This window comes from Bifidobacterium pseudolongum subsp. globosum (genome assembly GCF_000741295.1).
Classification (GTDB): Bacteria; Actinomycetota; Actinomycetes; order Actinomycetales; family Bifidobacteriaceae; genus Bifidobacterium; species Bifidobacterium globosum.
Map to the genome: position 1 here is coordinate 359108 of NZ_JGZG01000005.1, position 25094 is coordinate 384201.

Annotated in this window: 26 protein-coding genes and 1 tRNA gene; 12 read left to right on the plus strand and 15 right to left on the minus strand. The window is 61.4% G+C overall.

All coding sequences use genetic code 11. The features are described 5' to 3' along the window. The first annotated feature begins 9 nt into the window (after positions 1–9). From rpe to BPSG_RS03785, 10 genes are all read left to right on the plus strand, one after another. Entirely contained in the window at positions 10–675 is a 666-nt protein-coding gene (gene rpe, locus BPSG_RS03740; RefSeq protein ID WP_026643029.1) for a ribulose-phosphate 3-epimerase, read from the plus strand. Positions 676–728: 53 nt separating this feature from the next. Further along, entirely contained in the window at positions 729–992 is a 264-nt protein-coding gene (locus BPSG_RS03745; protein WP_026643030.1) for a phosphoribosyl-ATP diphosphatase, read from the plus strand. 66 nt (positions 993–1058) lie between these two features. Continuing rightward, on the plus strand, positions 1059–1910 hold the full coding sequence (gene hisG / locus BPSG_RS03750; protein WP_026643031.1) for an ATP phosphoribosyltransferase: 852 nt from the start codon (positions 1059–1061) through the stop codon (positions 1908–1910). 11 nt (positions 1911–1921) lie between these two features. After that, positions 1922–2521 carry a CDP-alcohol phosphatidyltransferase family protein gene (locus BPSG_RS03755; RefSeq protein ID WP_026643033.1) on the plus strand — a complete coding sequence of 200 codons (600 nt, stop codon included), beginning with the start codon at positions 1922–1924 and terminating at the stop codon, positions 2519–2521. A gap of 3 nt (positions 2522–2524) precedes the next feature. After that, positions 2525–3496, plus strand: a complete 972-nt coding sequence (locus BPSG_RS03760) for a DUF881 domain-containing protein (protein WP_026643034.1) — start codon at positions 2525–2527, stop codon at positions 3494–3496. Beyond that, a complete protein-coding gene (locus BPSG_RS03765) occupies positions 3496–3828 on the plus strand; it encodes a small basic family protein (RefSeq protein ID WP_026643035.1) in 333 nt (110 codons plus the stop codon). Before BPSG_RS03760 ends, BPSG_RS03765 begins: the two co-directional genes overlap by 1 nt. A gap of 3 nt (positions 3829–3831) precedes the next feature. After that, positions 3832–4728, plus strand: a complete 897-nt coding sequence (locus BPSG_RS03770) for a DUF881 domain-containing protein (protein ID WP_080699160.1) — start codon at positions 3832–3834, stop codon at positions 4726–4728. Between the two features lie 6 nt (positions 4729–4734). Beyond that, the gene (locus BPSG_RS03775) at positions 4735–5175 is read left to right on the plus strand and encodes an FHA domain-containing protein (protein ID WP_026643037.1); all 441 of its coding nucleotides are present in this window, start codon (positions 4735–4737) and stop codon (positions 5173–5175) included. Between the two features lie 98 nt (positions 5176–5273). Then, a complete protein-coding gene (locus tag BPSG_RS03780; RefSeq protein ID WP_099309761.1) occupies positions 5274–5936 on the plus strand; it encodes a MerR family transcriptional regulator in 663 nt (220 codons plus the stop codon). Then, on the plus strand, positions 5933–6358 hold the full coding sequence (locus BPSG_RS03785; RefSeq protein ID WP_051591915.1) for a hypothetical protein: 426 nt from the start codon (positions 5933–5935) through the stop codon (positions 6356–6358). The genes BPSG_RS03780 and BPSG_RS03785 overlap by 4 nt, the downstream gene beginning before the upstream one ends. 141 nt (positions 6359–6499) lie before the next feature. Here the strand turns inward: BPSG_RS03785 and BPSG_RS03790 are convergent, their stop codons facing one another. The 6 genes from BPSG_RS03790 to BPSG_RS03815 all read right to left on the minus strand — a co-directional run bounded on the left by BPSG_RS03790 (position 6500) and on the right by BPSG_RS03815 (position 14197). After that, entirely contained in the window at positions 6500–7231 is a 732-nt protein-coding gene (locus BPSG_RS03790; RefSeq protein WP_026643038.1) for an HAD hydrolase-like protein, read from the minus strand. A gap of 72 nt (positions 7232–7303) precedes the next feature. Continuing rightward, on the minus strand, positions 7304–7651 hold the full coding sequence (locus BPSG_RS03795; RefSeq protein ID WP_022857488.1) for an RNA polymerase-binding protein RbpA: 348 nt from the start codon (positions 7649–7651) through the stop codon (positions 7304–7306). Positions 7652–7730: 79 nt separating this feature from the next. Next, positions 7731–10331, minus strand: coding sequence for a DEAD/DEAH box helicase (locus BPSG_RS03800; protein WP_051591916.1), 2601 nt, complete (start codon positions 10329–10331; stop codon positions 7731–7733). Between the two features lie 33 nt (positions 10332–10364). Beyond that, complete coding sequence (locus BPSG_RS03805; protein ID WP_026643040.1) at positions 10365–10682, minus strand: hypothetical protein; 318 nt, start codon at positions 10680–10682, stop codon at positions 10365–10367. 14 nt (positions 10683–10696) lie between these two features. Next, positions 10697–12625, minus strand: a complete 1929-nt coding sequence (locus BPSG_RS03810; RefSeq protein ID WP_026643041.1) for a helix-turn-helix transcriptional regulator — start codon at positions 12623–12625, stop codon at positions 10697–10699. Between the two features lie 144 nt (positions 12626–12769). Continuing rightward, positions 12770–14197 carry a UTP--glucose-1-phosphate uridylyltransferase gene (locus BPSG_RS03815; RefSeq protein ID WP_026643042.1) on the minus strand — a complete coding sequence of 476 codons (1428 nt, stop codon included), beginning with the start codon at positions 14195–14197 and terminating at the stop codon, positions 12770–12772. Between the two features lie 266 nt (positions 14198–14463). On the opposite strand from BPSG_RS03815, the gene BPSG_RS03820 reads away from it, so the two are divergent. After that, a tRNA-Pro gene (locus tag BPSG_RS03820) sits at positions 14464–14537 on the plus strand. A 50-nt stretch (positions 14538–14587) separates the two neighbouring features. Here BPSG_RS03820 and der read toward each other — a convergent pair. Both der and BPSG_RS03830 read right to left on the minus strand, forming a co-directional pair. After that, complete coding sequence (der, locus tag BPSG_RS03825; RefSeq protein WP_026643043.1) at positions 14588–16729, minus strand: bifunctional cytidylate kinase/GTPase Der; 2142 nt, start codon at positions 16727–16729, stop codon at positions 14588–14590. Further along, positions 16726–17499, minus strand: a complete 774-nt coding sequence (locus BPSG_RS03830; protein ID WP_022857494.1) for a pseudouridine synthase — start codon at positions 17497–17499, stop codon at positions 16726–16728. The genes der and BPSG_RS03830 overlap by 4 nt, the downstream gene beginning before the upstream one ends. Positions 17500–17658: 159 nt before the next feature. Between BPSG_RS03830 and BPSG_RS03835 the strand changes: the two genes are divergently transcribed. Beyond that, complete coding sequence (locus BPSG_RS03835) at positions 17659–18630, plus strand: MIP/aquaporin family protein (protein ID WP_026643044.1); 972 nt, start codon at positions 17659–17661, stop codon at positions 18628–18630. Here the strand turns inward: BPSG_RS03835 and BPSG_RS08405 are convergent. Genes BPSG_RS08405 through yajC form a run of 7 tightly spaced genes read right to left on the minus strand, consistent with a single transcriptional unit; the run spans position 18589 to position 25054 of the window. Then, a complete protein-coding gene (locus tag BPSG_RS08405; protein ID WP_080699162.1) occupies positions 18589–18879 on the minus strand; it encodes a DUF3017 domain-containing protein in 291 nt (96 codons plus the stop codon). The genes BPSG_RS03835 and BPSG_RS08405 overlap by 42 nt on opposite strands. Before the next feature lie 46 nt (positions 18880–18925). Then, positions 18926–20557: a bifunctional phosphoribosylaminoimidazolecarboxamide formyltransferase/IMP cyclohydrolase gene (purH, locus tag BPSG_RS03845; RefSeq protein ID WP_026643046.1), complete on the minus strand. Its 1632-nt coding sequence runs from the start codon at positions 20555–20557 to the stop codon at positions 18926–18928. Next, entirely contained in the window at positions 20508–21890 is a 1383-nt protein-coding gene (locus BPSG_RS03850; RefSeq protein WP_026643047.1) for a cell division protein PerM, read from the minus strand. The genes purH and BPSG_RS03850 overlap by 50 nt, the downstream gene beginning before the upstream one ends. Then, entirely contained in the window at positions 21890–22804 is a 915-nt protein-coding gene (gene sucD, locus BPSG_RS03855; protein ID WP_022857497.1) for a succinate--CoA ligase subunit alpha, read from the minus strand. The genes BPSG_RS03850 and sucD overlap by 1 nt, the downstream gene beginning before the upstream one ends. Next, positions 22801–23997 carry an ADP-forming succinate--CoA ligase subunit beta gene (gene sucC / locus BPSG_RS03860; RefSeq protein WP_026643048.1) on the minus strand — a complete coding sequence of 399 codons (1197 nt, stop codon included), beginning with the start codon at positions 23995–23997 and terminating at the stop codon, positions 22801–22803. Before sucC ends, sucD begins: the two co-directional genes overlap by 4 nt. 38 nt (positions 23998–24035) lie before the next feature. Further along, positions 24036–24617 (minus strand): adenine phosphoribosyltransferase, encoded by a 582-nt coding sequence (locus BPSG_RS03865; protein WP_026643049.1) that lies wholly within the window; start codon positions 24615–24617, stop codon positions 24036–24038. A gap of 23 nt (positions 24618–24640) precedes the next feature. Then, positions 24641–25054 (minus strand): preprotein translocase subunit YajC, encoded by a 414-nt coding sequence (gene yajC, locus BPSG_RS03870; protein WP_026643050.1) that lies wholly within the window; start codon positions 25052–25054, stop codon positions 24641–24643. Positions 25055–25094 lie beyond the last annotated feature (40 nt).

Below are 25094 nucleotides of genomic sequence, written 5' to 3' on the forward strand. Positions count from 1 at the left end.
ATGGGAATCATGGAAATTCAAATCGCACCAAGCATCCTATCCGCGGATTTCTGCAATCTTGAGCGGGATCTTGAGAAGATCTCCAATGCCGACATGGTTCACGTCGACGTGATGGACCACCATTTCGTGCCGAATCTGACCATCGGTGAGCCCGTCGTCAAGCGCATCTGCGAAGTCACCGACCTGCCGGTCGACGTACATCTGATGATCGAGGACCCGGACCGTTGGGCGCCCGGGTATGCTGAGCGCGGTGCGCATTCCGTCACCTTCCACATGGGAGCCACTCACGCTCCGGTGCGTCTGGCCCGCCAGCTGCACGACATGGGTTGCGAAGCATGGTTCGCGGTGCGTCCGGCCGAACCGGTCGAACCGATCTTCGACATCCTCGAGGAATTCGACACAATCCTCATCATGACGGTCGAGCCGGGCTTCGGTGGCCAGAAGTTCCTCGCCAACCAGATGGCCAAGGTGCGCCGTTTGCGCGACGAGATCACCCGCCGTGGACTCAAGACCAACATCCAGGTCGACGGCGGCGTCAGCCCCACGACCGCGCCGATTGTGGCCGAAGCCGGCGCCAATATCCTCGTGGCCGGTTCCGCCGTATACGGCGCCGAAGACCCGGCGGCGGCCATCAACCAGATTCGCGACGCGGCGGCCGCCGCTTACCGCGACTGAGCGCATACGTACCGAACCAGTCCCCATTGTTGGAAAGAGAGCATCACCGCACCATGAAAACGTTTGAATCGCTGTTCGAAGAGCTCAGCGCCAAGGCCGCCGCAAGCACCGAAGGGTCCAAGACCGTCGACGAGCTCGCCAAGGGTACGCATTTCATTGGCAAGAAGATTATCGAAGAGGCCGGTGAGACCTGGATTGCCGCCGAATACGAGGGCGTGGACCGCACCGCGGAAGAGATGAGCCAGCTGCTGTACCATGTGCAGGTCATGATGATTGACCGTGGCATCACGCTCGACGACATTTACAAGAATCTGTGAGGACAGCGCCCCCGAAGGCGCCTTGCCGTTGCGCCCCCTGCACGGCACAACATCTGGAGGAACACCATGCTGCGAATCGCAGTACCCAACAAAGGCATGCTCTCAGAACCGGCATGGACCATGCTTTCCGAAGCCGGCTACCGCCTGCGGAGCAACCCACGCCAACTTGTTGTGGAAGACCCCGACAACGATGTGGAGCTGTTCTACCTGCGTCCGCTCGACATCGCCGTGTATGTGGGTCGGGGCACCATCGACGTCGGTATCACCGGCCATGACCTGTTGCTGAACTCGGGCACTGACGCCGAAGAAGTGATGGACTTGGGATTCGGTGCTTCGACGTTCCGCTTCGCCGCCCCACAGGACTCCGACATCCGTGAGCTCGCTGACATCCAAGGCAAGCGCGTGGCGACCTCGTTCGACAAGCTTGTGCACGACTATCTTGTGGAGCAGGGTATCGAAGCTGAAACGATTCATCTGGATGGCGCGGTGGAATCATCGGTGCAGCTCGGTGTGGCCGACCTCATCGCCGACGTGGTGTCGACGGGCACCACGCTGCGCAATGCGGGTCTGCGCATTTTCGCCGACCCGATTGTGCATTCCGAAGCGGTGCTGATCCGGTCCCCGCGTCTGGACGCGCGGGATGACCGGCTCATTCGTCTGACGCGACGTCTGCAGGGCGTACTCACCGCCAAACGGTATGTGCTGATGGACTTCGACATCCCAGTCGAGAAGGTTTCGGCGGCAGTGTCGGTCACGCCCGGTTTTGAAAGCCCCACAATCTCCCCATTGCATGACAAGCAGTGGTCCGCGGTGCGCGTCATGGTGCCCAAGGCGCAGGTCAATCAGGTCATGGACCAACTGTACGAGGTCGGGGCGCGTGGCATCATCGTCACGGCGATCCAGGCGTCGCGCATGTAGGCTGTGGTTGTATGGCCTCTGAAGACAGCAAATACAGTCCGGAAGCCCGCGATGTGTTTGTCACGGTGCCCAACGCGATCAGCGCGCTACGCATCGTCTCGATCCCGTTCATCGCATGGCTCATCGCCGGACACCGCATGGTGGGGGCGTTGGTCCTGCTCGCCATCTCGTCGGCATCCGATGGCGTCGACGGGCTCATCGCGCGCAAATGCAATCAGGTGAGCAAGATCGGACAGATCCTCGATCCGATCGCCGACCGTCTGCTCATCCTGTGCAGCATCCTCGCACTTGCCGTGTGCAATGTGGTGCCATGGTGGATGGTTGGGCTCGTACTTGCGCGCGACGTAATCATGGGCATCCTCACCCTTGCGTTGGCCCAGCGCGATTACGGGCCGCTGCCGGTGCATTTCGTCGGCAAGACGGGCACGGCGGTGCTGCTCATCTCGATTGTCGGCCTGATGGTGGCCGATATCGACCGGTCATTCATGCCGTTCAACTGGCTACACTTGGCTGCCATCGCCTGCGCCATCTGGGGCATTGGACTATATTGGCTTGCAGGCGTGCTGTATCTGCGCCAAGGAATATCGTTGCTTCGCAAGGATCGAGAATAACCATTGCCACAAGAGCATTCCACACCGCCGGCGTACCCGGTTCCCCCCAATCAGGAACCGGTGCGTCGGCGCGCTGTGTTTTCGGTGGGGTTCGCCAACCTTCCTTCGCACCATGCGCAAGCACCCGATGAAGTCTCGCACGCCCCAAGGCGTAGGCGTACCGGAGCCGATTCGCTGCAACTCATCGACGATTTGATCAATCGCCCGGTTGACCAGTTGTACAGTGACGCCCGGCTGGTGAACAAGCCGGATTCCAAGATTGTGTATTGGGGCACCCGCATAGTCGTGTTCCTCATCTGCATCGCAGTCGGGTTCGCCGGCTGTCAGTTCGTGCGCCTACTCAACACCGACCCCCGAAAACAGGTGCGCGAATCGTTGGCGAGCGAACTGACCGCGGAGAACGCCCATCTCGAATCGCTTGAATCGGAGAACATGGACCTGCGCAAGCAGATCGAAGCGCAATCGGCGGCCGCCACACAATCGGCGGCCGAACGCATCGTGAAAGAGAACGAGGCGGCGGCCGGCGCGACGTCGGTCGAGGGGGAGGGGATCGTCATGACGATCGCGAATCCGCTTGCCGCGCGCAACGATGACGCCGGATCATTGCCGAGGGAAGCCACGGCGGACCGCCTGCGCATCGTCACCGACACCGACCTGCAGTTGCTCGTCTCATTGATGTGGCAACACGGTGCTGAGGCGATTGCGGTCAACGACAACCGTCTGGGAGTGCAGACGTCGATCCGCACCGCCGGCAACTCGATTCTCATCGGCACCACGGCCATTGAAAGCCCATACAAAATTCAGGCGATAGGCGACAAGAACGCGCTGGCGGACGCGATGAGCGAACGGTCGCTCCCCGCGCTGTACAGTGATTTCAACAGGTCGGGCATGCATCCGCAGATCAGCAAAACCGATTCGATGCGTCTGGAGGCGGCGCCCATCGGCAAGCTGACCTATGCACAGAAGGAGGAGTGATGGCAGCAGTACTCGGACTCATCATCGGAGTGGTCGTGGGATTGTTCGTGCGACCGGATATCCCCATATTCCTGCAGCCGTACCTGCCGATCATGGTGGTGGCGGCGCTTGACGCGCTGCTTGGCGCCGCGCGGTCGTATTTCGAACGCAACTTCTCCGACAAGGTCTTTGTGATTTCGTTCCTTTCGAACGTCGTCACCGCCACACTGCTCGTGCTGCTCGGCAACCAACTGGGGGTTGGTTCGCAGTTGTCCACGGCCGTGATCGTGGTGCTCGGCATCCGTATCTTCTCGAACGTCTCGGCAATCCGCCGGTTCATTTTCCAGGGGTGAGGCATGGGCAACGCACACACACCGCCACAGCCGCCGCGTGACGAGCCGGATGTTGGAGGCCAGCCGGCGCAGGAACCCGACCTCATCAAGAAAATCGTCTCACAGCACAACAAAGACAAGGTCAACGACAACACGCAGACTGGTGCATTCCCGGTGGTGGGCAAGCGCAAGGCCAAGGCCAAAGGCAAGGTCAAGCGGCTGTCCACGTCATCCCGTTCGCTCAAGGCGCGCTTGGGCACCGGCGTGCTCATCGCCGTGCTGTGCGCGCTGCTCGCCTACGGGTATGTGATCCAGATCAACAACAAGGACCTCACCTACGAGACGATGAGCGAGACCGAACTGACCCGCCTGATCAGCGAGAGCAACACACAGGTGCAGCGACTCGAACAGCGCAAGGCCGAACTGACCAGGCAATTGAACTCGCTTGAGGAAGCCGCCGACAAAGAGGCACAGGCCGCGCAGATCGCGAAGGAAAACGAGGAAGCGAGCGGTATCCTGTCGGGCAGGCTGCCGGCCCACGGCAAGGGCATTGTCGTGCGCATCACGCAAGGCACCAAAGCGCCGATTGACGCCTCGACGATGTTCAACCTCATCGAGGAGCTGCGCAACGGCGGCGCCGAGGTCATCGCCATCAACAATGTGCGCGTCGTGACGTCCACCTACGTCAGTGAGTCGGACAACGGGCTCATCTGCGACGGCAAACTGCTCGAAGCGCCCTATGTGGTCAAAGCGATCGGCGACCCGTCCAACCTGCAGAACGCGGTGAACCTCGCCGGTGGCGTCGGATCGCGGCTAACCGTGAAATACGGCGCGACCGTCACCACGGAAGTCTCGGATGACGTCAATATCACCCAGACCCAGCTGGTTGAACGGTATAAGTTCGCAAAGATTGTAGAATAGGGAATTATGACAGATCCGATTCCAAGCGCAGGCGAGACGACCATCATCGGCTTGCCCGCCATTCAATTTCCAGTAACCAGTTCAGGCGACCGCCCGCTGACGCAGGAGGACCTCGAGACCATCACGCGGCTCGCCGACAATACGGCATTGCTCATCGCCACACGTTCCGCGCTTTCCGGCTCGCGCTACCTGCTCGATGAGGACGAAGTGACAGTGGGTCGTGACCCCAAGTCGGACATCCTGCTTGACGATTCCACCGTCTCCCGCTCGCATGCGGTGTTCCGCCGCGTGAACGGGCAGTACGAGGTCGTGGACGCGGGAAGCCTCAACGGCACCTATGTCAACCGTCAACGCGTCGATCAGGCGTTGCTCAAAAACGGCGACGAAATCATGATCGGCAAATTCAGGCTCGTCTATTTCACCAATTCAGCTATCCGCGGACAATGAATGCGCCGTTGACCAGACGCCATGGGACACCCGCACACCTTGGTGATGAGGATTCACCGAAGTATGTGGATGTGCCATTGATTGATGTCGATGATGTGATGGTGCAGGGGGAGTTGTTTCCCCTACGCGACCTGCATGAACCGTTGTTCGGGTACCGCGGTACCGTCGCCTCACGTGTGGCGGGCATCACGTACCGGCAGCTCGATTATTGGGCGCGCAAACGCATCGTTGTGCCGTCCATCGCGCCATCGACCGGTTCGGGGTCGCGTCGTCTGTATGCCTTCCGCGATGTCGTCATCCTGGCCGTGTCGAAGAAACTGCTCGATATCGGTGTGAACCTGCAGAACGTGACGAACGCGGTCGAATACCTGATGCGCCAGCCTTCAGACCGTCTTGAGCACATGACGATCCTCTGTGACGGGCAGCAGGTCGAGGAATGCGTCGAAGGCGAGCAGATGGCGCGGATGCTCAGCAGGGGAGAGGCGGTGTTCGGCGTATCCGTTGGTGCGCTGTGGCACCGCATCCAAGATGCCCTCGCCACGGAAGAGCATGTGGAGGTGACCGATGCCGCTGTCATTGATCGGTCACTGCCGGTCAACCGTTTGGCGGCGGAACGCCTGCGTGAGACGCTCGACAAACGGCGTGTCCCACGTGAGGCGATACTGTTCGCAACGGATTCTGGTGCCGTTTCGCCAACACTGGCCGACGTGGATCAGACAGCGGCGGATCAGCCCATATTGAGTCAAGGAACATTGTCATGAACGCTTTACCAGCCATCCTGTGGATTATCGGCGCCGCCGTGGCATTGCTTGTCTGTGTGGTGACCGTGATGAGCAGTCATTACCGGGACGGCCGTGCCAATGAGGTGCGTCCGGTGACCTGGACGGTGATCGGCGGCCATGTGGCCTCATTCGTCCTATTGGCGGCGCCATACGTGGTGTATCTGGCGAACAGTGCATCAATCGGCGCACATGCGCGGTCGTTGTACACCAAACTCGGCTGGGCATCCGCGGCTGTGGCCGTGGCGCTGGTGATGGTCGAGCTTGTGCTGATGTATCTGCAAGCACGTCGTGCAATGCTTGCACAGGAGGCACGTGCCAGCGTGCAACAGGATGTGCCAGCGCCGTCTGAGCGCTGCGGCAGTGACGGCGATGACGATGACAAACCGTCATCGCTGTGGTGAGTCTTGTGCACAGCCAATGGGATACAAAACAGCGGGTATCAATCATCGGTGGGACGATTGATACCCGCTGAACGGATATGCCATATATCGCTAATCTGACATAACGTACATTATCGGCTAAACGGGGATTACTGTGAATCCTTATGCAGTGGCCTTGCCCGCGAAGTATTCCTCCACGGCTCCGGACAGTTCGTCCACATGGTCAATCACACGGTATGCGCCGTGTTCGACCAGTTCGTTCGGCTCGGCGTAACCCCAGCCGCAGCCTAGACAATCCAATGCGCATGCCTTGGCGCCGTCCACATCGGTCCAACGGTCGCCGACCATGAGCGCACGGTCATCGAGCTCGCGGTTGAACCCGATGTTGTCGAACGCATACCGGATCACCGAGGCCTTGTCCACGCGCGAATTGTCGGTGCTGGCGCCATAGATGCCATCGACGAGTTCGGTGATGTGGAAATGGTCGCACACCGGCTTCGCTTGGTATTCGGGCTTGCATGTGGCCACGGCAAGGTAATAGCCGGCCTCGCGCAGCTTCGTGAGCTGTTCGGGAATGCCCGGATACAACGTGTTGTACAGCCGTCCCGGCACCTTGTGCCCGGGGTTGTTCGGGTCGTCGAACACCGCTGCGTCACCGTAATAATGCCGGTACACACGCACGGCCTCATCGAGTTTGTTGTCGGGAATGTGGTTGCGCTTCATCGATTCGAAGATCGCCGGCCCGATGAACCGCTGCAGTTCCGCCTGATCAGGAACCGGTACACCGACCGCTTCGAACGCCTTGATCACGCAGGCGATGATGCCTGGATCAGATTTCGTCAATGTGCCGTCGAGATCCAACAGGACCACACGTTGTGGATGAGCGAATTCCATGCCGCCTCTTCCCTAGTTCGTCAATTGGTCATTCAAAGATGCGTCCCGGCGAGGCGGGACCCACGGCCGGACTCACTCGTAGTCCGGAATCCAGCCATCCCGGTGCATTTGGAGGCGCTTGTCCAGCAGGGTCTTCAGTTCGTCCTCACTGCGGCGTTCCAGAAGCATGTCCCAGTGCGTGCGCGTCGGCTTGGCGACGTCGTCGCCGGTGTTGTCTTTGTCGTCCTCACGATGCGCGGTCGCGCCGCAACGGCACTCCCATTCGCTCGGGATGTCGGCTCCTTCGGCGAACGGCAGAATCGTACGGTGCCCGCGTGGGCAGACATATGCGACCTCCATGCGCGCCGCGAAGTCGACGTTGTCGTCGGACTCGAGCGACTTCGCTCCAATGCTCATGCCGCGTAGGCTGCGTTCCGCCATACCTGTGCCTCCTCTTGATTACACAATGATTCCACGCTACAAAACAGTTCGGACGATGGGTTTATTCCTGCACTATGCGTCAGTCCACACCGGAATACGCCACAATGCCGCGGTTCACCGCATCGAACGCCTCACGTGCACGGGCGGCGAGCATGGCATGCTGCTCCCCCATGTACGGTTCGGCCACGGCAATCTGCTGCAGCACGTCGGCGAGGCGCTTCGCGTTGCGCACGAAGTCACCACCCGTCAATTCGGTGTGTTCGAGCACCTGCGCCAGACTGTCCCCGCAGGCCCAGTCGTAGATGATGTCCACAATGCCGAAATCCAGTGGCTGCAGATAGCTGTCCATGCCGGCGTCCTCACACAACACGAGCACCTGTTCGTCAAGGTACTTGAGTTCGCGCGCCCGTTGGGCGACAAGGCCATGCGGGCCACCCGGGTAGCGACGGGGTTCTCCCCCTTCGCCACGGCGCGCCTCATACAGCAACGACGAGAGCAATGCCGCGATCTGCGGGACCGACAGGTCGTCGAGCACGCCTTCGGTGATGGCCTGCGCCAACACAAGGTCGCGCTCGGAATACAGGCGGCGCAGCAACTGGCCCTGCTCGGTGAGCGTATAGTCGCGCACGCCATCGTGATCAGTGCGTTCCAAGTACCCCAGACGGTCGAGAATCTCGCAGATGCGGTCGAATTGGCGCGCCACGGAGCCGGTACGCGAATCGTACCGTTGGCGTAGGCGCTCCAGTTCACGCGTCTCGCGCATCCACCGGTGCCCCCACTTCATGTGGTCCTGGAAATCCGGGCATTGCTTGCACGGATGGTCGTGCTCAAGCTCCTTGAGTTTGGCAATCCTGGCGTCAAGGCGGCGGAAGGCGCGGGATTTGTCCGCGTTCGTGGCGAACACCTCATGCTTGAGCTTGCGGCGTTCGTTCTTCTGCAACTCGTTGAGCTGCATGCGGATGCGCAACAGGTCGGTGAAATCGCCGTATTCGCAGGTCATGGCCTCGGCATACCCGGCAAGGGCCGCGGTGAGTGCGTCGATGCGCGCCTCGATCTGCCATGCCGACTCGTTCGCTTCCCACTGGGCGAACGAATGGTCAAGCGTGATGCGCGCCGTCTCGTAATCGCTCGTGTTGAGCAGATTGACGGCCATGTTGAACGTCGGCTTGAAACTCGAATGCAGCGGATAGACACGCTTGCTCGACAGCGCGACCGCCGTTTCCGGAGTGAATCCACGGTGATCCACGACGACAGCGTTGCCGATCGTATCAATGCCGCGGCGGCCGGCGCGGCCGGTCAATTGCGTGTACTCCCCCGGCGTGAGGCCCACGATGCCGGTGCCATCGTATTTTTCGAGCTTCTCGATGACAACACTGCGTGCTGGCATGTTGATGCCGAGGGCAAGCGTCTCCGTGGCAAACACCACCTTGATGAGCCCCTCTTCGAACAGGCGCTCCACAATCTGCTTGAACAACGCCACCATGCCGGCGTGGTGCGCGGCGAAGCCCTCTTCGAGGGCGTGACGGAAGCGCGCGAAATGCAGCGTCTTCAGGTCGTCATGCGTCAGCTGGCCTTCGATCATCTCATCGACGATGCTGCGGATGCGCAGCGCCTCGTCGTCGCTTGTAAGGCGCAGGCCGGCGTCAAGGCATTGGTCGACCGCCTCGTCGCAGCCGTTGCGCGAGAATATGAAATAAATCGCCGGCAACATGCCCAGGAAATTGAGTTCGTCCACGACCGCCCAGCGTTTCGGCTGGTAGCGTTCCACCTGACGCGCCGACCGTGATTCCGGCCTGCCGTGGCGTCCGCGCCCCTTGCGTCTGTCCGGCCGTTCGGCGCCGCGCCGACGTTGCTCACGACGCATGTATTCGTCGAGTCGGTTCGTCAGGCGGGCATTGAGTTTCGTGGTGGGCCGGCCATTGTCGTCATGCCGGTACAGGTCGAACAATTCGGGTTCGGTGCGTGGATCGCGCTGAATCAGCACGTATTGCTCAAGCGGCACTGGCCGGTGTTCCGACACGACGAGCTTGGTCTCGCCACGCACCGATGCGATCCAGTCCGCAAAATCCTCCACGTTCGAGACCGTGGCCGACAGGCCGACGATGCGCACCGACTGCGGCAGGTGGATGATGACCTCTTCCCACACGGGGCCACGGAACCGGTCGGCCAGATAATGCACCTCGTCGAGCACGACATAGCGCAACGCCTGCAGTGTCGTGGAATGCTCGTACAGCATGTTGCGCAGCACCTCGGTCGTCATGACCACGATGTCGGCTTCGGAATTGATCGAGGTGTCACCGGTGAGCAACCCCACTTTGTCCGGGCCGTACAATGCCACGAGATCATGGTATTTCTGGTTGCTCAACGCTTTGATCGGCGTGGTGTAGAAGGCCTTCGCGTTCTGTTGTTGCGCCAGATAGACCGCGAAGTCGGCCACCACGGTCTTGCCGGCGCCGGTCGGGGCCGCCACCAGTACATTGGACCCCTGTTCCAGTGCCTCGTTGGCATCCGTCTGGAACCGGTCGAGCTCGAACGGCAGTGTGTCGGCGAACTTGGCCGCGATGGATCGGCGTTGCCGCTTGACACGGTCGAACCGTGCATACCGTTCGGCTGGCGTCAGTTCACGCTCCTCACCCGTATCGTCTGGTGATGGTTTCCTTGACCTGTGATGACGTGCCATAACCCTTCATCTCGTCATAAACAATCGGTGGTGTCAGTCATTGAATGTGGACCAGCGGCTCCATGTGCGCACATGGCGTTCCTCGCGCCGTTGACGGCGTTCGATGACCTCCGCATGGGCGTCGGAGTAGCGTTCCGCGGCCACGCGCAATGGTTCGGTGAAAATCGGGCGTTGGGGAGCCTGCACCGTGCTGTCATGTTCGCCCATGCGGCCCAGACGTTCGGAGATCTGCGCTCCGGTCTTGCTGACGTCATGCAGCGCGCGCATGCCATGCACCGCCGCATACACACAGCCGGCGATGAGCATGCCGAGCATGAACAGTGCCAGAATAAGCCAAACCCACCAAGGCATAGGTGTCACTCCCCTCAGGATGCCGATTCTTCTGTATCTTGGGCGGTCTCCTCGGAGATGCTCAATTCACGTTGTGCGCGTGCCACCATCATCGACCGCAGCGTTTCGGGCGCCACCGCTACAATATGGCGCGCGTGCGCGATGCAGAACGCGACGAACCACGAATCGGAACGGACGAACAGATGGACCTTCTCGCCTTCGCCGCATGGTTCTACATGCGCGTCCGCAAGCGTCTTGATGAACTGCAGGTGAGGTTGGTCGGTGATGAACACCGCTGGCGTGGCAGTGTCGGTGATCCATTTGCGCAAATCGCTGACCGAGACGTCGGGCACATGCAACTCGGCGGTCGGCTCGACGATCTGCGCCTCTTCGATGCGTGAGATTGTGAGCACCTGCCAGATGCGCGGCTCGCCGGTCTCCTTGTTGATCGTCATGTCTTTGTGCACGAGTTCCTGCAGGTCCTGCGGAGCCACATCGGCCACATCGGTCCACATGGCCGCGTAATACACGCCCTCGTCCACGTAGATCTTGGATGGCGCCACCAGACGGCGCAGATTGCGTCCGGCGCCGTCTCGGTACACCATGTTGAGCAGCTTGTGCTCTTTGATGGCGTTCTTGACCGCAGTGAAGCTCCGCGGTTCGACCTCATAGCCGGTCAGGCTCAGCCACGGCGTCTCCCCCGGTGCGACATGCTTGACGAGGCGTTCGTAGAGATCCTGTGCCTGCTCACGCTGGTCGGCGGGCAGCAGCGACGCATGGGCGAGGTAGTTCACCGAGGCGGTGAGCATGCTCATGTATTGTGGCGAAATGCCGGCCAGACGTTCTAACCCCAGCGAGTTGGTGGCCGAGACGATGCCTTCGGCGTCAAGGAGCGACCAGTCGATGTCGAAGAACTGGCTACCGGCCATTTCGCCATCGTCGGAGACCGTGGTGAGCGTATTGATGTCTTTGTGGATCGTGGCCACGTATTTTTTGAGCTCATCGTCGCTTTTCGGCTCGCCGATGAATCGGGTGGCCAGCTCGGGCAGGGAGTATTCCTCGCCCAGATGCGCCGAAAGGAACAGCATGAGGCGCAACCTGCGGTCCACTTCGCTGCCGGTCTGGAACGAGCTCTTCTTGCCGTGTTTGCCGTCGGTCTCTTCCTCGTCGCCTTCGCCATCCGCTGATTCGATGGATTGGGCGCGCACTTTGGCGGCCGAGGAATTGGCGGAATCATCGGCGAGCTGGAATTGCGTGGCTGCGTTCAGGCGCCGGCGGAAGGCGGCCACTGCCTCGGGTGGGCTCACGACCGACGAATTGGGGTGCTCCAGCACGAACATGGCCAGATCGTCCGCATCGGTGTAGGCGACGTTGAGATGCTCCTCGCCCACGGCCACGGTGGCCGCGAACCGGCGCGAATCGACTTCCCTGACGAGGTTCTCCGGAATGTGCTGGGTACCCAGACCCGGAGCCATCGAATCAAGGCCAAGACCCGGGATCGGCGTCTGCGGCACGCGGGGTGCGGTGCGTGAGGCATGCTGCTGCGTATGTACCGGCGCGGACGACATCGACATGGAACGGGCCAGATAGTTCGCCGCGGCGAGCACGGGCAGGTCCGCCTGCTGGAAGCGCAGGCGGATGCGCGGCTCGTCGCCGAGCTGCAGACGGTAGGAGGCGAAATCCTGACCTTCCGACTTCGAAGAATACTCGGGTTGGCGCGATTCGATCGCGATGCCCATGGCCGCCAGTTTGGCGCGGTCTCGCTGGAATTGCTTGGCGAATGCCGCCTTTGCGGCTTGGTCGGCGAGCTCACCGTACGAATCGGCGTATGCCTTCACTCGCTGGGCGATTTGGCGGGATGTGAGCCATTGCGGGAATGCGGATGAAAGCACTGCCAGCACATCGAGCTCATGCTTGCCCCACTTGTCAGAAAAGCGACGCCTTCCGTTACTACCCTCAGCCATTAGTCCTCACGTATCATTAAAGTTTCCAGTAAGTGTGTGCATGTGTTCATCGCGCACACCCGTTATCCATGATAGAGGGTTTTTTGGGGAACGTTGGACAAAATCCCAAAAAAACCCTGATTTTCTTATATCGCGAACACACCATCACAACCATTCATCGGGCTCTATGCCCTGTGATCCCACATATTCACCGTTGGGCACATAGCTCGGATGCCCTTCGTCCTTCAAACGGGCGTCCCCGAACAACGAGACGTTGCGGCCAAAGGTCCAATCGCCCTGCACCTCGAACGACGCGGCCGCGGCGATGGACGGCACACCGTACGGGAACCGTTCCTCAAAATCGCGGATGTTCTTGTAGAACCGTTTGTCGAGCCTCACGTTCGGGAAATGGTAATCGCCGTCCTCCATCTCGTACGAATCGGTCAGGTGGAACCGGTCGGAACGCATGATGAACAGGTCGTCCGTCGTCTTCACCGGCAGGAACCGCATGCGGTCCACCTCGACGCAGATCGAGCCATTGAACAGGTTCACCGCGGCGCCCATCGCCGTTTCGAGCTGCACGACCTTCGTCGAAGTCGGGTCGGTGGGGTCCACCGTCTTGTAGTTGCGGATCACCGGCAGTGGGAGCACGCCGTTGTATTCGGCGAGCTTCTTGCGCAACACGTCGATGCGCACCCAGATGTTGTTGGTGTTGAAGAACGGGTGCTTGTGGATGTCCATTGCATCGGCGCGGTCCTCGTCCGCCACCTGCGTCATCTCGCGCAGCATCAGGCGCCCGGTCACCACGTCGCGCACGATGTGGCCGCCCTTGCGGTCGGCCTCGGTGCGGCGTGCCACCTCGATCATGAACGGGGCGCCGGTGTTCTCGAAATGCTGGGCCAGTGTGCGCGATGGACGCGCTCCGAGGTTGTCGGAATTCGAGATGAACAGATAACGGTAGCCCTGTTCCTCGAGGATGTCGAGCAGGCCGGATTCCCACAGCGTGGAATAGAGGTCGCCATGCCCCGGTGGGCACCATTCCAAATCGGGATTCGTCTCCCATGTCACCGGTTCGCCGGTGGCCACGTCGATCTTCGGCTCCACATGCTGGATGATTTCGACGGGCACGTCTTTCTGTTCGAAATGGCGGTCCTTGGCCACCGCCGCCATCGTGTCTCGCGAGGTGCGGAACGAGTCCATGAGAGTCAACGGCAACGCGACACCCAACCGCTTGCGGGCAGTGACGACCTGCCCGAGGATGATGTCGAGGAACCGCATCGGCTTGGCTTTGTGCCGGCGCACCGGCAGCAGCGACTTCGCGTAGTCGAGGCCCATCGACGTGCCCAGCCCGCCGTTGAGCTTGAGGAATGCGGTCTTGGCGAACGCATCCACGGCTTTTTCGTGATTGATTGTCTCGTAGACATCGTGGAAACTGGGGATGTCCGTGATCGGTTCCACTTCCTCTTCGCGGATCCAGCTGGTGCTCTCCTCGTTGCTCCACACCTCATACAGGTGCTCGAACTGCGCAATGGCGGTGTCGCTCATGCCATGCTCCCGCATCTTGTGTTCGGAGCGTTCAAATGCGTCGGCCATGGTAGTGACCAATCCCTTTCTACTTATCAATTTCGTGTACCAGTGTAGCGGCCATATTGTGTGTATGTCTAATTCTCTGCTAATACACTTACATTATTCCGCAATGAACCATCGCAATTCACCAATCGCTGATGCAGCGAAAAGCTGAATGATTCATCTCGGGCGCCATGGAATGCTAGATGGTGTATTCGGGCATGCAGATGCTCGATTGGCGTGTTGCGTCCACCCCTGTGCTATATTGTTCTCTTGGTGCACGAAGCGCCGTTCGGACCATAGCGCAGTTTGGTAGCGCACTTGACTGGGGGTCAAGGGGTCGCGGGTTCAAATCCCGCTGGTCCGACAAACAAATGCCCGCCGCATGTCACTATGCGGCGGGCATTGATGTTTGCGCTACTTGCGGCGCTTCTTCTCTCGGATGTTCACCGAAATCTGGATCGGCGACCCCTCGAATCCGAATTCCTCACGCAGCGACCGTTCCAGGAACCGACGGTAGCCGTGCTCAAGGAAGCCTGTGGCGAACACCACGAACCGGGGTGGCCGGTTCGACGCCTGCGTGGCGAACAGGATGCGCGGCTGCTTGCCTCCACGCAGCGGATGCGGGTGTGCGGCTTGGATCTTGCCCAGGAACGCATTGAGCTTGCCTGTCGGAATGCGCTTGTCCCACGATTCGAGCGCCGTGGTCATCGCGCGCGACAGACGGTTGGTATGCCATCCGGTCTTCGCGGAGAGATTGACGCGCTGTGCCCAGGTCACGCGGTCGAATTCGGTTTTCCACAGGCGCTCCATGCGCTGCCGGTCGAATTCGTCCATGAGGTCCCACTTGTTGAAGACAAGCACCACGGCGCGCCCGGCGTCGACCGCCGAACTCATCACCTTGAGGTCTTGATCGGAAATAGGCTGCGAGGCGTCGAACAGCACGAGCGCGAGCTCGGCACGTTCGATCGCCGCCTGCGTGCGCAGCGACGAATAGTATTCGGCGCCGGAAAGCTTGTGTTGGCGGCGTTTGATGCCTGCGGTGTCGATGAACAGGTAGTCCTCGCCGTCGATGTCGACGATCTCATCCACCGGATCGCGCGTCGTGCCCGCCAGGTCGTTCACGACCGAGCGCTGCGCATGCGCCAGCTGGTTGAGCAGCGACGACTTGCCGACGTTCGGGCGTCCCACAAGTGCCACACGGCGCAGATGGGATGGGGTGAGGAACCCGGACGTGCGTTCTGCGCTCTTCAACGCATCCATCGCGGCGTCGAGCAGATCGCCCACTCCCCTGCCATGCATCGCGGAGATCGGATACGGTTCTCCCAATCCGAGCTTCCAGAATTCTGCGGCCATGTACTCGCTCATCTGGTCGTCGACCTTGTTCACCGCCACGATGACCGGCTTGCCGGCGGCACGTAGCATGCGCACGATGCGCTCGTCGGTCGTCGTCAGGCCCACCTGGCCGTCCACGACGAACACCACGGCATCGGCGAGCTCGACGGCGATCTGCGCCTGTGACGCAATTGCGGATTCGATGCCCTCGACGTCGGCCTCCCAGCCGCCGGTGTCCACGAGTTTGAAGTCGGTGCCGGCCCACTCGGCGTCGTAGCTCACGCGGTCGCGCGTCACTCCGGGAGTGTCCTCGACGACGGCGGCGCGCCTGCCGAGCACACGGTTGACGAGCGTGGACTTGCCGACGTTCGGGCGACCCACAATGGCGAGCACCCCGACTTCCTTCTTGCGCTCGGTGTTCTCTCCGGAGATGAACGCCGAGCCATCAATGAGCGCTTCGTCGCCTTCGTCGAGTTCGTATCCTTCGAGATTGGACGCGTATTCGGCGTATTCCTGTTCTTCGATGGCGTCGTCGACGAGTCCGATCATGATGTCGAGCGTCTGTTCGAACGTCAGATCAGAATTGTCGATCGTCGTCACGCCGTCCTCGGCGACCGTGAAATTGGTGACCTTGGAATCCGCGGCATCGCGCGCGGCGACGTTTTCGGCACCGGCCGCGCCGTTGCTCGCTTGATGCGCGCGGCGTGCCTGACGCACGTCGTCGCGCGCCGTCAGCAGGATGCGCACCTCGGCGTTCGGCGCCACCACATCGGTGATGTCACGGCCTTCGACGACGATGCCACGGCCTTCGGAAAAGCCCAGCTCCGTCGACTCCTCGGCGATGTACGCGCGCTGTGCGGCAATGAGCACATGGCGCACGGGGATCATCGAAGACACGACCGAGACATGCGCGCTGATCTCGCTGGAACGGATGGCCTCACTGATGTTCTCGTAATTGCAGAACACACGGTCGTTGTCTGGCGTGTCGGGGTCGACGCTGATGTCGAAGTGGCCTTCCGTGAACAGTGCGGCCACGGTCTCGGTCACCAGCTGCTCGTCCACCGGTGTGGCGTCAAGATCGATGCCCTGATGCAGGCACCACCATGTGGCCGCGCGGTACATGGCGCCAGTGTCGAGGTATGCGAAATCGAAATACTTCGCCAGCGCCTTGGCGGTGGATGATTTGCCGACCCCGGCGGGGCCGTCCATGGCTACGCGAATCATAGTCCGACCTCCTTGGACAGCGAACGGACCTCGGTCTGCGACAGCACACGGTAGGAACCCGGCTTGAGGTCACCGAGCTTGATCGGACCGATCTGCGTGCGCACCAGACGGCGCACCGGGAAGCCGATCGCGCCGAAGATGCGGCGCACAATGCGGTTCTTGCCCGAATGCAGTGTGACCTTGACGATGGTGTTTTCACGGTTCGAGTCGATGATCGAGCAATGGTCGAGCTTGATCCAGCCGTCATCGAGCTGCACGCCGGTGCGCACCAGACGACGGCACACATTGCCGCTCATATGGCCCTCGAGCGTGGCGATGTACGTCTTCTCCACCTCGTATTTCGGGTGCATCACATGTTGGCTCAGCTCGCCGTCGTTCGTCATGAGGATCAGGCCCTCGGAATCGTAGTCGAGGCGCCCCATGTGGAAGATGCGCTCGTATTTGTCACCCACGATGTCGCGCAGCGTGTAGCGGCCCTTCGGGTCCTCCATGGCGCTGAGCACCTTGCGCGGCTTGTTGAGCGCGAGGGTGACGTGGTTGGGGTTGAGGCGCACGCGGGAACCATCCACGCGCACCTGTTGTGTATGGGGGTCGACCCGTGTGCCCAATTCGGTCACCAGCTCTCCGTCGATTTCGACGCGGCCGTCGGTGATCATCTCCTCGCACTTGCGGCGCGACCCATATCCCGCCTGGGCGAGCAGTTTTTGCAAACGTATGCCTTCATGCTCGGTGTTGCGGGTTTTCTTTGCTTGACTATATGCGTGTGGCATCGTTCTCCCAACGTGGCCGTTCCAGTATCGGTGCATCCTCGCGGAACCGCTTTGTGGCTGGCAAGGGCACTGGCTAGTATTGTACAGCGTGACTGCCGAAAACAGGCAGTCGCGTCACGGGCCCGGCCCGATGACGCCATATAAGGATAAAGGAAAGATATGACTGCTGTTGACAACGAAACGCTCGCGCCCACCCGGCGCCAACACAGCATCTGGTCGCGCATGTGCGCGGAATTCGCGGGAAGCCTGCTGATCTGCTTCTCCATCTACATCATGTGTTCGTTCGGTTCCGCGTTCTACAACGTGAACCTCGCCTACATCGCGTTGGGCACCGGTGTGGTGTACGCGGCCATGACCGCCATCTTCGCCAAGGTCTCTGGCGCACAGTTCAACCCGGCCATCACCGTGGCCGCCATGCTCACCTCGAAGACCCGTGTGATCGACGGTGTGCTGTACATCATCGCACAGCTGCTGGGCGCGGTCGCGGCCGGCGCGCTGTTCCTGTTCCTGCTGCCGTCCTCCGAGTCGGTGCCGGTGAGCCAGTGGCTCTCCCTCGTGATCAACGGCTACGATGAGGGCTCGTCGCTGTATGCGACACTGACACAGATGGGCCTCACCTACAGCGTGGCCATGGCCATCGTCATCGAACTCATCGCGTCGATCATCGTTGTGGCCGCCGCCATGCAGTCGATGAAGCGCGATGGTGCCCCCACCCGCCAGCACACGCTGATCATGGGCCTGGCCTATGCCGCGGCGACCGCGATGGCCTACCCGATCACCGGCGCCGCCGTGAACCCGCTGCGCCCGACCGGCATCGCCGTGTTCGCGTCGAACAAGAGCCTGACGGTCAACCCGCTCTCGCAGCTCTGGGTCTTCTGGGTCAGCTCGATCCTCGCCGCGGCACTCGTTGCCCTTGTGATGATCGTGGCGCAGCTGCTGTCGAATCGTTCGGCCGGCAAGGATGGTTCCGATGACGTGGCTGAAGCGGCCATGGTCGAAGATCAGACCGCGAACGACACCGACATCCCCTCGGTTGAGGACGAAGTGGCCACGACGGCACTCACGGGCACCCAGGCCGATGCCGATTACTCAGTGATTGAGCAGGAAGATGCTCAGGTAGAGCGCCAATAGCGCCACGCCGAATCCGATGCCGCAACAGGCATCGAACGGCATCGAGCGAATCTTCCAAGGGCTGCGCTCGCGCAATACGAGGCGCAACACACCGGAACCGATGGCCGCCACGGCAAGAACAACCGTGGCGGCCATCGTGTATCCGAACGCCGCCAAGGCCGTGGAGACAATGACGCACACGCATACGCACCATTCAAACCACGGTTTGCCCTCATGGCGTTCCGAAACGAATGGATGATGGCGGTTCATGCCGTCCACGACCTTTCAGCGACTGGATGGATTGAATTATTGGGTATCAGTGGAAGAAGTGGCGCGTGCCCGTGACGTACATGGTCACATTGGCCTTGCGTGCCGCCTCGAACACCTCTTCGTCACGGATTGAACCGCCGGGCTGCACAATGGCCTTGACACCGGCGTCGATGAGGATCTGCGCACCATCTGCGAACGGGAAGAATGCGTCGGACGCGGCTACGGCGCCCTGCGTGCGGTTGCGCCCCTCATCGAGCGTGTTGGCGCGTTCGACGGCGAGGTTCGCGGAGTCCACGCGGTTGACTTGGCCCATGCCGATGCCGACGGTGGCCATGTCATCGGCGATGAGGATTGCGTTGGACTTCACGCACCGCACAGCGCGCCATGCGAACTCGAGTTCCTTGAGGGTCTGTTCGTCGGCGGCTTCACCGGCGACGAGCTTCCAAGCATCCGGCATGTCACCGGTGGCGTCGATCAGGTCGGTGCTCTGCACCAGCAGGCCACCGTCGATCTGGCGGAACTGGAGCTTGGACTTCGGCGGCTCGGCCACCTTGAGGATGCGCAGGTTCTTCTTTTTCTCCTGCAGCAGGGCCAACGCCTCGGGCTCATAGTCGGGCGCCACGATCACTTCGGTGAAGATGGGGCGCACGCTCTGTGCCATGTCGAGCGTCACGGTGCTGTTGGTGGCGATCACACCGCCATAGGCGCTCATCGGGTCGCACGCATGCGCCTTGCGGTGCGCTTCGGCGGCCGTCGCGGCCACTGCAAGACCGCACGGGTTGTTGTGCTTGACCACGGCGACGGCGATCTGCGGGGCGAAATCCCACACGGCGCGCCATGCGGCGTCGGCATCGACGTAGTTGTTGTAGCTCATCGGCTTACCGCCCAGCTGCTCCGCGTTCGCGAACCCGCGTGTATTGAGCGGGTCGAGGTACAGCGCGGCGTCCTGATGCGGGTTCTCGCCGTACCGCAGCACATGCGCACGGTCCCACGACCGCGTGTAGGTCTGCGGGAACTGCTTGAGCTTGGCATCTTCCATGGCGTCGGCGCCCTCGCTGTTGTCTTCGATTGAAGCCGGCTTGGGCCAGTGCGCGCTCGTCCACTCGTTGATTGTGGCGTCATAGGCCGCGGTGTGGGCGAAGGCCTTGCCAGCGAGCCAACGGCGTTCGTCAAGCGAGAATCCGGTGCCGTCGGCGATACGGCCCGCGACGAGCGCGTAATCGGCCGGGTCGGTCACAATGGCCACGGTAGCACTGTTCTTGGCGGCGCCGCGCACCATGGAGGGGCCGCCGATATCGATCTTCTCGATGATGGCCGCGTTGTCCGCGCCTGAACGCACGGTGTCGGCGAATGGGTAGAGATTCACCACGACCAGGTCGAACGGCTTGATGCCGAACGATTCGAGCTGCTGGGCGTGGTCCGGATTCGTCATGTCGGCGAGGATGCCGGCGTGGATATGAGGATCGAGCGTCTTGACTCTGCCATCAAGGCATTCCGGGAAGCCCGTGACCTGCGAGACTTCCGTCACCTGCACGCCCAGCTCCTTGAGCTTGGCCGCGGTGGAACCGGTGGAGACCACTTCTGTTCCGGCCTGAATGAACGCCTGGGCGAGGACTTCAATGCCTTCCTTATGGTATACGGACACCAAGGCCCGTCGTAGCGGTCGGTTCGTCGTCACCTTGCTTCTCCTTCTGTGGTGTTGAGTTCACCACGCGATGGGTGGACTCCGGCTTCTCTGTTACTTGGTCCTCGCCAAGGGGCTTGGCTGAGGAGGAATGGGAATCGGCCGCGTGCCGTGCCATACCCCAACGTACGGTGAACACGACGGCGATGATGACGAGCACCGCGCCCCACGCGATGAACAGACCGATGGAGCATGGACGCGCCACCGCGTTGGTGGCCTGGCGCACGTCCACGCCCACATGGGCGAGGCGGTGCAATCCCAGCGAACCGTTGGCTAGGGGGAACACGATCGCGTTGACGATCGACAGCACCGCGGCGCTGATGCAGAACGCGCCAGCAGGGTATGCAAAATCCATGAGCAGGCTGCGCATGTCAAGCGAATCCTGCTTGAGGCGGATATGGAAGCCGCTGCGCGCGAACAACATGGACAGCCCCACTGCAATGCCCAAACCCAGTGGGATGAGCATGACGGCCGTGCGCAGTGCATCGTGGTCGATCGCTTGCGGGAACAACGCGAACAACGGCAGTGGCGGCAGGTCCTGCGTCGTGGACGACCACAGGGTGTAGTTGGCCGCCTCACCGATGGAGAATCCGGCGCCGAACAGCCATGAGATGGCCCACAGGCAGACATTGGGAAGCCATGCCAGACCGATGACGCACATGAGCACGCGCGAACCGGTCTGCATATGGAGCGCATCGAACCAAGCGGACATCTGATGGTGGCCGAGCGTTATCCACACGATGACGGTCCCCAGACCGACAAGCGCCACACCGGCAAGCAGAATCAGCGCCGTGCGCACGCCGACACGGATGGAATGGCGTACCGGCGCCGACGCGTACCGGCGGATGTAGTTCTTCGTCACACCAAGCAACGGCATATGGGGAACCGCCGCGAGCAGGTAGCCCAGCGTGTAGATAAGCAGGGCTTTGCCCATCACTACGCCGGTGCTGTCCTCGAGGCGAACATGCAATCCGCTCATCAGCACGTGCTGCAGGAGCAGCCAGACCACGGCGCCCGAGACGAACGCCCGCGGATCGGTGCTGGTCTTGGTACAGACCGTGCGAATCAACGCAATCAACAGGATCGTGAGCAGCAATGGGGTCACGCCCATCACGATGGAGCCGCCTTGGAAGCCGACGCCCTCGCTGAGCAGGATGACCGCCTTGGATAATGGCACGGTCTGTGCCGACAGCACATTGCTGCCTTCCTCCATGGCCGCCACGAGCAACACGAGTGCCGTCATCAACCCCAATGGCACGGCATAGATGAGCATCGCCGCCACTGCGGCGGCGATGCCTTTAATCCATGGAACCAGACGTTTCTCCATTACAGCGAAGCGAGTACCTCGCGCATGAAGGCGGCCGCCTGTGCGGGCGTACGCCCGACCTTGATGCCCACCGCTTCAAGCGCCTCCTGCTTGTCCTGGGCTGTGCCCTTGCCTCCGGACACGATGGCGCCGGCATGGCCCATCTGCTTGCCTTCGGGGGCGGTGAACCCTGCGATGTACGCCACGACTGGCTTGGTCATATGCTCATGCGCCCATTGCGCGGCGTCCTGTTCGGCGCTGCCGCCGATTTCGCCGATCATCATGACGGCCTTCGTGTCCGGATCGGCCTCGAAAGCGGCAAGAGCCTCCTGCAATGTGGTGCCGACAATCGGGTCGCCACCGGCGCCAAGGCATGCGGTGAACCCGATGTCGGAGAGTTCGCCCATGAGCTGGTAGGTCAACGTGCCGGACTTGGACACGAGTCCCAATGGGCCTCGCGACACGATGCCGTCGGGGATGATGCCCAGATTGACGCCATGCGATTCGCTGGACGAGGCGAGGGTCATCAGACCCGGGCAATTCGGGCCGACGATGCGCACGCCGTTGCGCAGGGCGAGTTCCACGAAATAGGCGCTATCCGCGACGGGAATGCCTTCGGTGATGACGACAACGACGTCGAATCCGGCCTCGACGGCCTCGACGACCGCGCCCTTGGCGAATTTCGGCGGCACGAACACCACGCTGGCCACCGCACCGGTGGCGGCCTTCGCCTCTTGGCATGTGGCGAACACCGGAATGTCGCGCACCGTGCCGTCTTCCATCGTGAATGGCACGGTGGTGCCGGCCTTGCGTGGATTGACACCGCCTACGATGTTGGTGCCGGCCTTGAGCATGCGCGCGGTATGTGTCATACCCTGATGCCCGGTCATGCCCTGTACGATGACCGGTGCGTCGTCCTCGATGAAGACAGTCATTTGGTCTCCTCCCCGCCGTTAGCCGCAAGGCGTGCCGCTTCGGCCGCCGCGAGCTCCATCGTCTGTTCCACATGGATGTTCGGCCGTTGCGCCTGCGCAAGGATGCGCAAGCCCTCCGCGGCCGCGTTGCCGTCGAAACGGACCACAAGCGGCTTGGTCACGTTGAGCTCGTCAATGGCCTCGAGAATGCCGAGCGCCACCTGTTCGCACGATGTGATGCCTCCATACACGTTGATCAGCACGGAACGCACCTGCGGGTCGGACAGCACGATCTCGAGGCTTGCGCACATCGTCTGCGCCGAAGCGCCGCCGCCGATGTCGAGGAAGTTGGCCGGCTGCACACCGGTCCCCTGGTCTTGTCCGGCGAACGAGACCGCGTCGAGCGAGCTCATGACAAGGCCGGCACCGTTGCCAATCACACCGACCTGACCGTTGAGATGCACATAGTGCAACCCGTGTTCCTGCGCCCTGCGCTCGTAAGGGTCAGCCTCGTCCGCGTTGTCGAACTGCGCCCAGCCGCCATGGCGGAAGGCGGCGTTGCCGTCGAGCGAGATCTTCGCGTCAAGGGCGCACAGGTGCTTGCTCGCCTCATCGTCCGGGTCACCGACCTTGGCGAGTGGATTGATCTCCACAAGCGTGGCATCATTGTGCTTGAAGCACTCCCACATGCGCAGCAGGATCTGCGCCGCCTGCGCTTCGTCGGCATGATAGAACCCGATGCTGCGGGCCATATCCATCGCCGCATCGAGGTCGAAATCGTCAAGGGCGCTGATATGGAGGCGTTTGACCGACTCGCGGTGTTCACGGGCGATCTCCTCGACCTCGGTGCCGCCGTTCGCTGTGGCGAGCACGTCAAAATCGCGGGATGCACGGTCCACGGAAATCGACACATAATACTCATGGAGGATGTTCTTGGCCTCCGCCACAAGCACGCCGCTCACCTTATGGCCGTGGATCGTCATGGGCAGGATCCGTTGGGCCGCTTGGACCGCTTCATCACGGTTGTGCGCGATCTTGACGCCGCCAGCCTGACCGCGGTGACCGATCTTGACCTGTGCTTTGATGACCACGGGGAATCCGATGGTCTCCGCGGCTTGGGCCACATCCTGTATGTTGCGTACGAAAATGGCCTTCGGGGTTTCGATTCCCTGCTCTTCCAGCAGGTCCCTGGCCTGGTATTCGTAAAGATCCATGAATCCCTCTTGGTAGTGGACGGGTATGGAGACTGGACTCAGGCGGGCATCGCCAACAGCGAGCTCGTCGGGTAATCGCCCAGCGCCTGCAGGCCTTGAAGGCCGAGCAGCTCCATGACAAAACTAAAACCAGCGACCGTGCCGCCGCATTGAATGACCAAATCGCGGGCAGCCGACGCGGAACCGCCGGTGGCGATCAGGTCGTCGACGATGAGGATGCGTTCGCCCGGCGTGATCGCCTCGCGCTCGATCTCAATCGAGGCTTCACCGTATTCAAGGCTGTAGCTTTCCGTGCATGTGGGAGGTGGCAGCTTGCCGGCCTTGCGCACGGCGATGAAACCTTTGCCCAGTTCGGCGGCCATGGCCGGCCCGAAGAGGAACCCGCGCGCTTCAAGGCCCGCGATGGCGTCGAAGTCATCGATGTCGACCGGAAGGTTGGCGTTCAATGCGTCCAGTAGGATGCGCAGTCCCCGGGCATCGGCGAACACCGGCATGAAATCGCGGAACATGATGCCCTGCTTGGGAAAATCAGGGACCGAACGAATCAGTGAGGTGAGATAGTCCACATCCGCGGCGTCAAGCGTTGCAGATGCGGCAAGGGTGATGTCCGAATGGGTCATGATGATTGTGGTTCCCGCTCGGTTCACTGCTTCGGCATGGGAGCCTGGTCGTCGTCATCCGTTTCGGTGACGGTCTCTTCGACGGTGGTCTCGATCTGCTCAGGCTCGCCCTGTTGGTCGGCGTTGTGGTCGATGGGGTTGCCGTTCTCGTCCACATCGTCGTCGCTCACATAGGCGGGGCGCACATACTCGCGGTTGATCGCACGGAACGTGAAGCGCAGCAGGGTGCCTTCGCTGTCGATCACGATCTCTTCGTACTGCTCGTCGACTTCGACGACCTTGCCAATCAGCCCGCCGATTGTCACAATCTCGGTGCCCGGTGCCAGGTTGCTCCAGAAATTCTTGCGTTCCTCCTGCTGCTGCTTGGCCTTGCGGGTCTGGAAGAACATCATGCCGATCATGAAGACGAGCAGGATGATGAGGAAAAGATATTCCATTGGCATGGGTGGGCTCCTTGAACGTGGGAATGGGGTAAAC

What these genes read in the sequence shown, in the direction of transcription:
- der (WP_026643043.1), bottom strand. Translation starts at nt 16,729, where the DNA reads ATGATTCGCGTAGCCATGGACGGCCCCGCCGGGGTCGGCAAATCATCC.
- BPSG_RS03790 (WP_026643038.1), bottom strand. Translation starts at nt 7,231, where the DNA reads ATGGAATTCGCTCATCCACAACGTGTGGTCCTGTTGGATCTCGACGGC.
- BPSG_RS08405 (WP_080699162.1), bottom strand. Translation starts at nt 18,879, where the DNA reads ATGAACCGCCATCATCCATTCGTTTCGGAACGCCATGAGGGCAAACCG.
- sucC (WP_026643048.1), bottom strand. Translation starts at nt 23,997, where the DNA reads ATGGATCTTTACGAATACCAGGCCAGGGACCTGCTGGAAGAGCAGGGA.
- BPSG_RS03770 (WP_080699160.1), top strand. Translation starts at nt 3,832, where the DNA reads ATGGGCAACGCACACACACCGCCACAGCCGCCGCGTGACGAGCCGGAT.
- BPSG_RS03835 (WP_026643044.1), top strand. Translation starts at nt 17,659, where the DNA reads ATGACTGCTGTTGACAACGAAACGCTCGCGCCCACCCGGCGCCAACAC.
- BPSG_RS03850 (WP_026643047.1), bottom strand. Translation starts at nt 21,890, where the DNA reads ATGGAGAAACGTCTGGTTCCATGGATTAAAGGCATCGCCGCCGCAGTG.
- BPSG_RS03755 (WP_026643033.1), top strand. Translation starts at nt 1,922, where the DNA reads ATGGCCTCTGAAGACAGCAAATACAGTCCGGAAGCCCGCGATGTGTTT.
- BPSG_RS03780 (WP_099309761.1), top strand. Translation starts at nt 5,274, where the DNA reads ATGGTGCAGGGGGAGTTGTTTCCCCTACGCGACCTGCATGAACCGTTG.
- BPSG_RS03800 (WP_051591916.1), bottom strand. Translation starts at nt 10,331, where the DNA reads ATGGCACGTCATCACAGGTCAAGGAAACCATCACCAGACGATACGGGT.
- BPSG_RS03745 (WP_026643030.1), top strand. Translation starts at nt 729, where the DNA reads ATGAAAACGTTTGAATCGCTGTTCGAAGAGCTCAGCGCCAAGGCCGCC.
- BPSG_RS03865 (WP_026643049.1), bottom strand. Translation starts at nt 24,617, where the DNA reads ATGACCCATTCGGACATCACCCTTGCCGCATCTGCAACGCTTGACGCC.
- BPSG_RS03830 (WP_022857494.1), bottom strand. Translation starts at nt 17,499, where the DNA reads ATGCCACACGCATATAGTCAAGCAAAGAAAACCCGCAACACCGAGCAT.
- BPSG_RS03775 (WP_026643037.1), top strand. Translation starts at nt 4,735, where the DNA reads ATGACAGATCCGATTCCAAGCGCAGGCGAGACGACCATCATCGGCTTG.
- BPSG_RS03795 (WP_022857488.1), bottom strand. Translation starts at nt 7,651, where the DNA reads ATGGCGGAACGCAGCCTACGCGGCATGAGCATTGGAGCGAAGTCGCTC.
- BPSG_RS03810 (WP_026643041.1), bottom strand. Translation starts at nt 12,625, where the DNA reads ATGGCTGAGGGTAGTAACGGAAGGCGTCGCTTTTCTGACAAGTGGGGC.
- rpe (WP_026643029.1), top strand. Translation starts at nt 10, where the DNA reads ATGGAAATTCAAATCGCACCAAGCATCCTATCCGCGGATTTCTGCAAT.
- BPSG_RS03805 (WP_026643040.1), bottom strand. Translation starts at nt 10,682, where the DNA reads ATGCCTTGGTGGGTTTGGCTTATTCTGGCACTGTTCATGCTCGGCATG.
- BPSG_RS03785 (WP_051591915.1), top strand. Translation starts at nt 5,933, where the DNA reads ATGAACGCTTTACCAGCCATCCTGTGGATTATCGGCGCCGCCGTGGCA.
- yajC (WP_026643050.1), bottom strand. Translation starts at nt 25,054, where the DNA reads ATGGAATATCTTTTCCTCATCATCCTGCTCGTCTTCATGATCGGCATG.
- hisG (WP_026643031.1), top strand. Translation starts at nt 1,059, where the DNA reads ATGCTGCGAATCGCAGTACCCAACAAAGGCATGCTCTCAGAACCGGCA.
- sucD (WP_022857497.1), bottom strand. Translation starts at nt 22,804, where the DNA reads ATGACTGTCTTCATCGAGGACGACGCACCGGTCATCGTACAGGGCATG.
- BPSG_RS03815 (WP_026643042.1), bottom strand. Translation starts at nt 14,197, where the DNA reads ATGGCCGACGCATTTGAACGCTCCGAACACAAGATGCGGGAGCATGGC.
- BPSG_RS03765 (WP_026643035.1), top strand. Translation starts at nt 3,496, where the DNA reads ATGGCAGCAGTACTCGGACTCATCATCGGAGTGGTCGTGGGATTGTTC.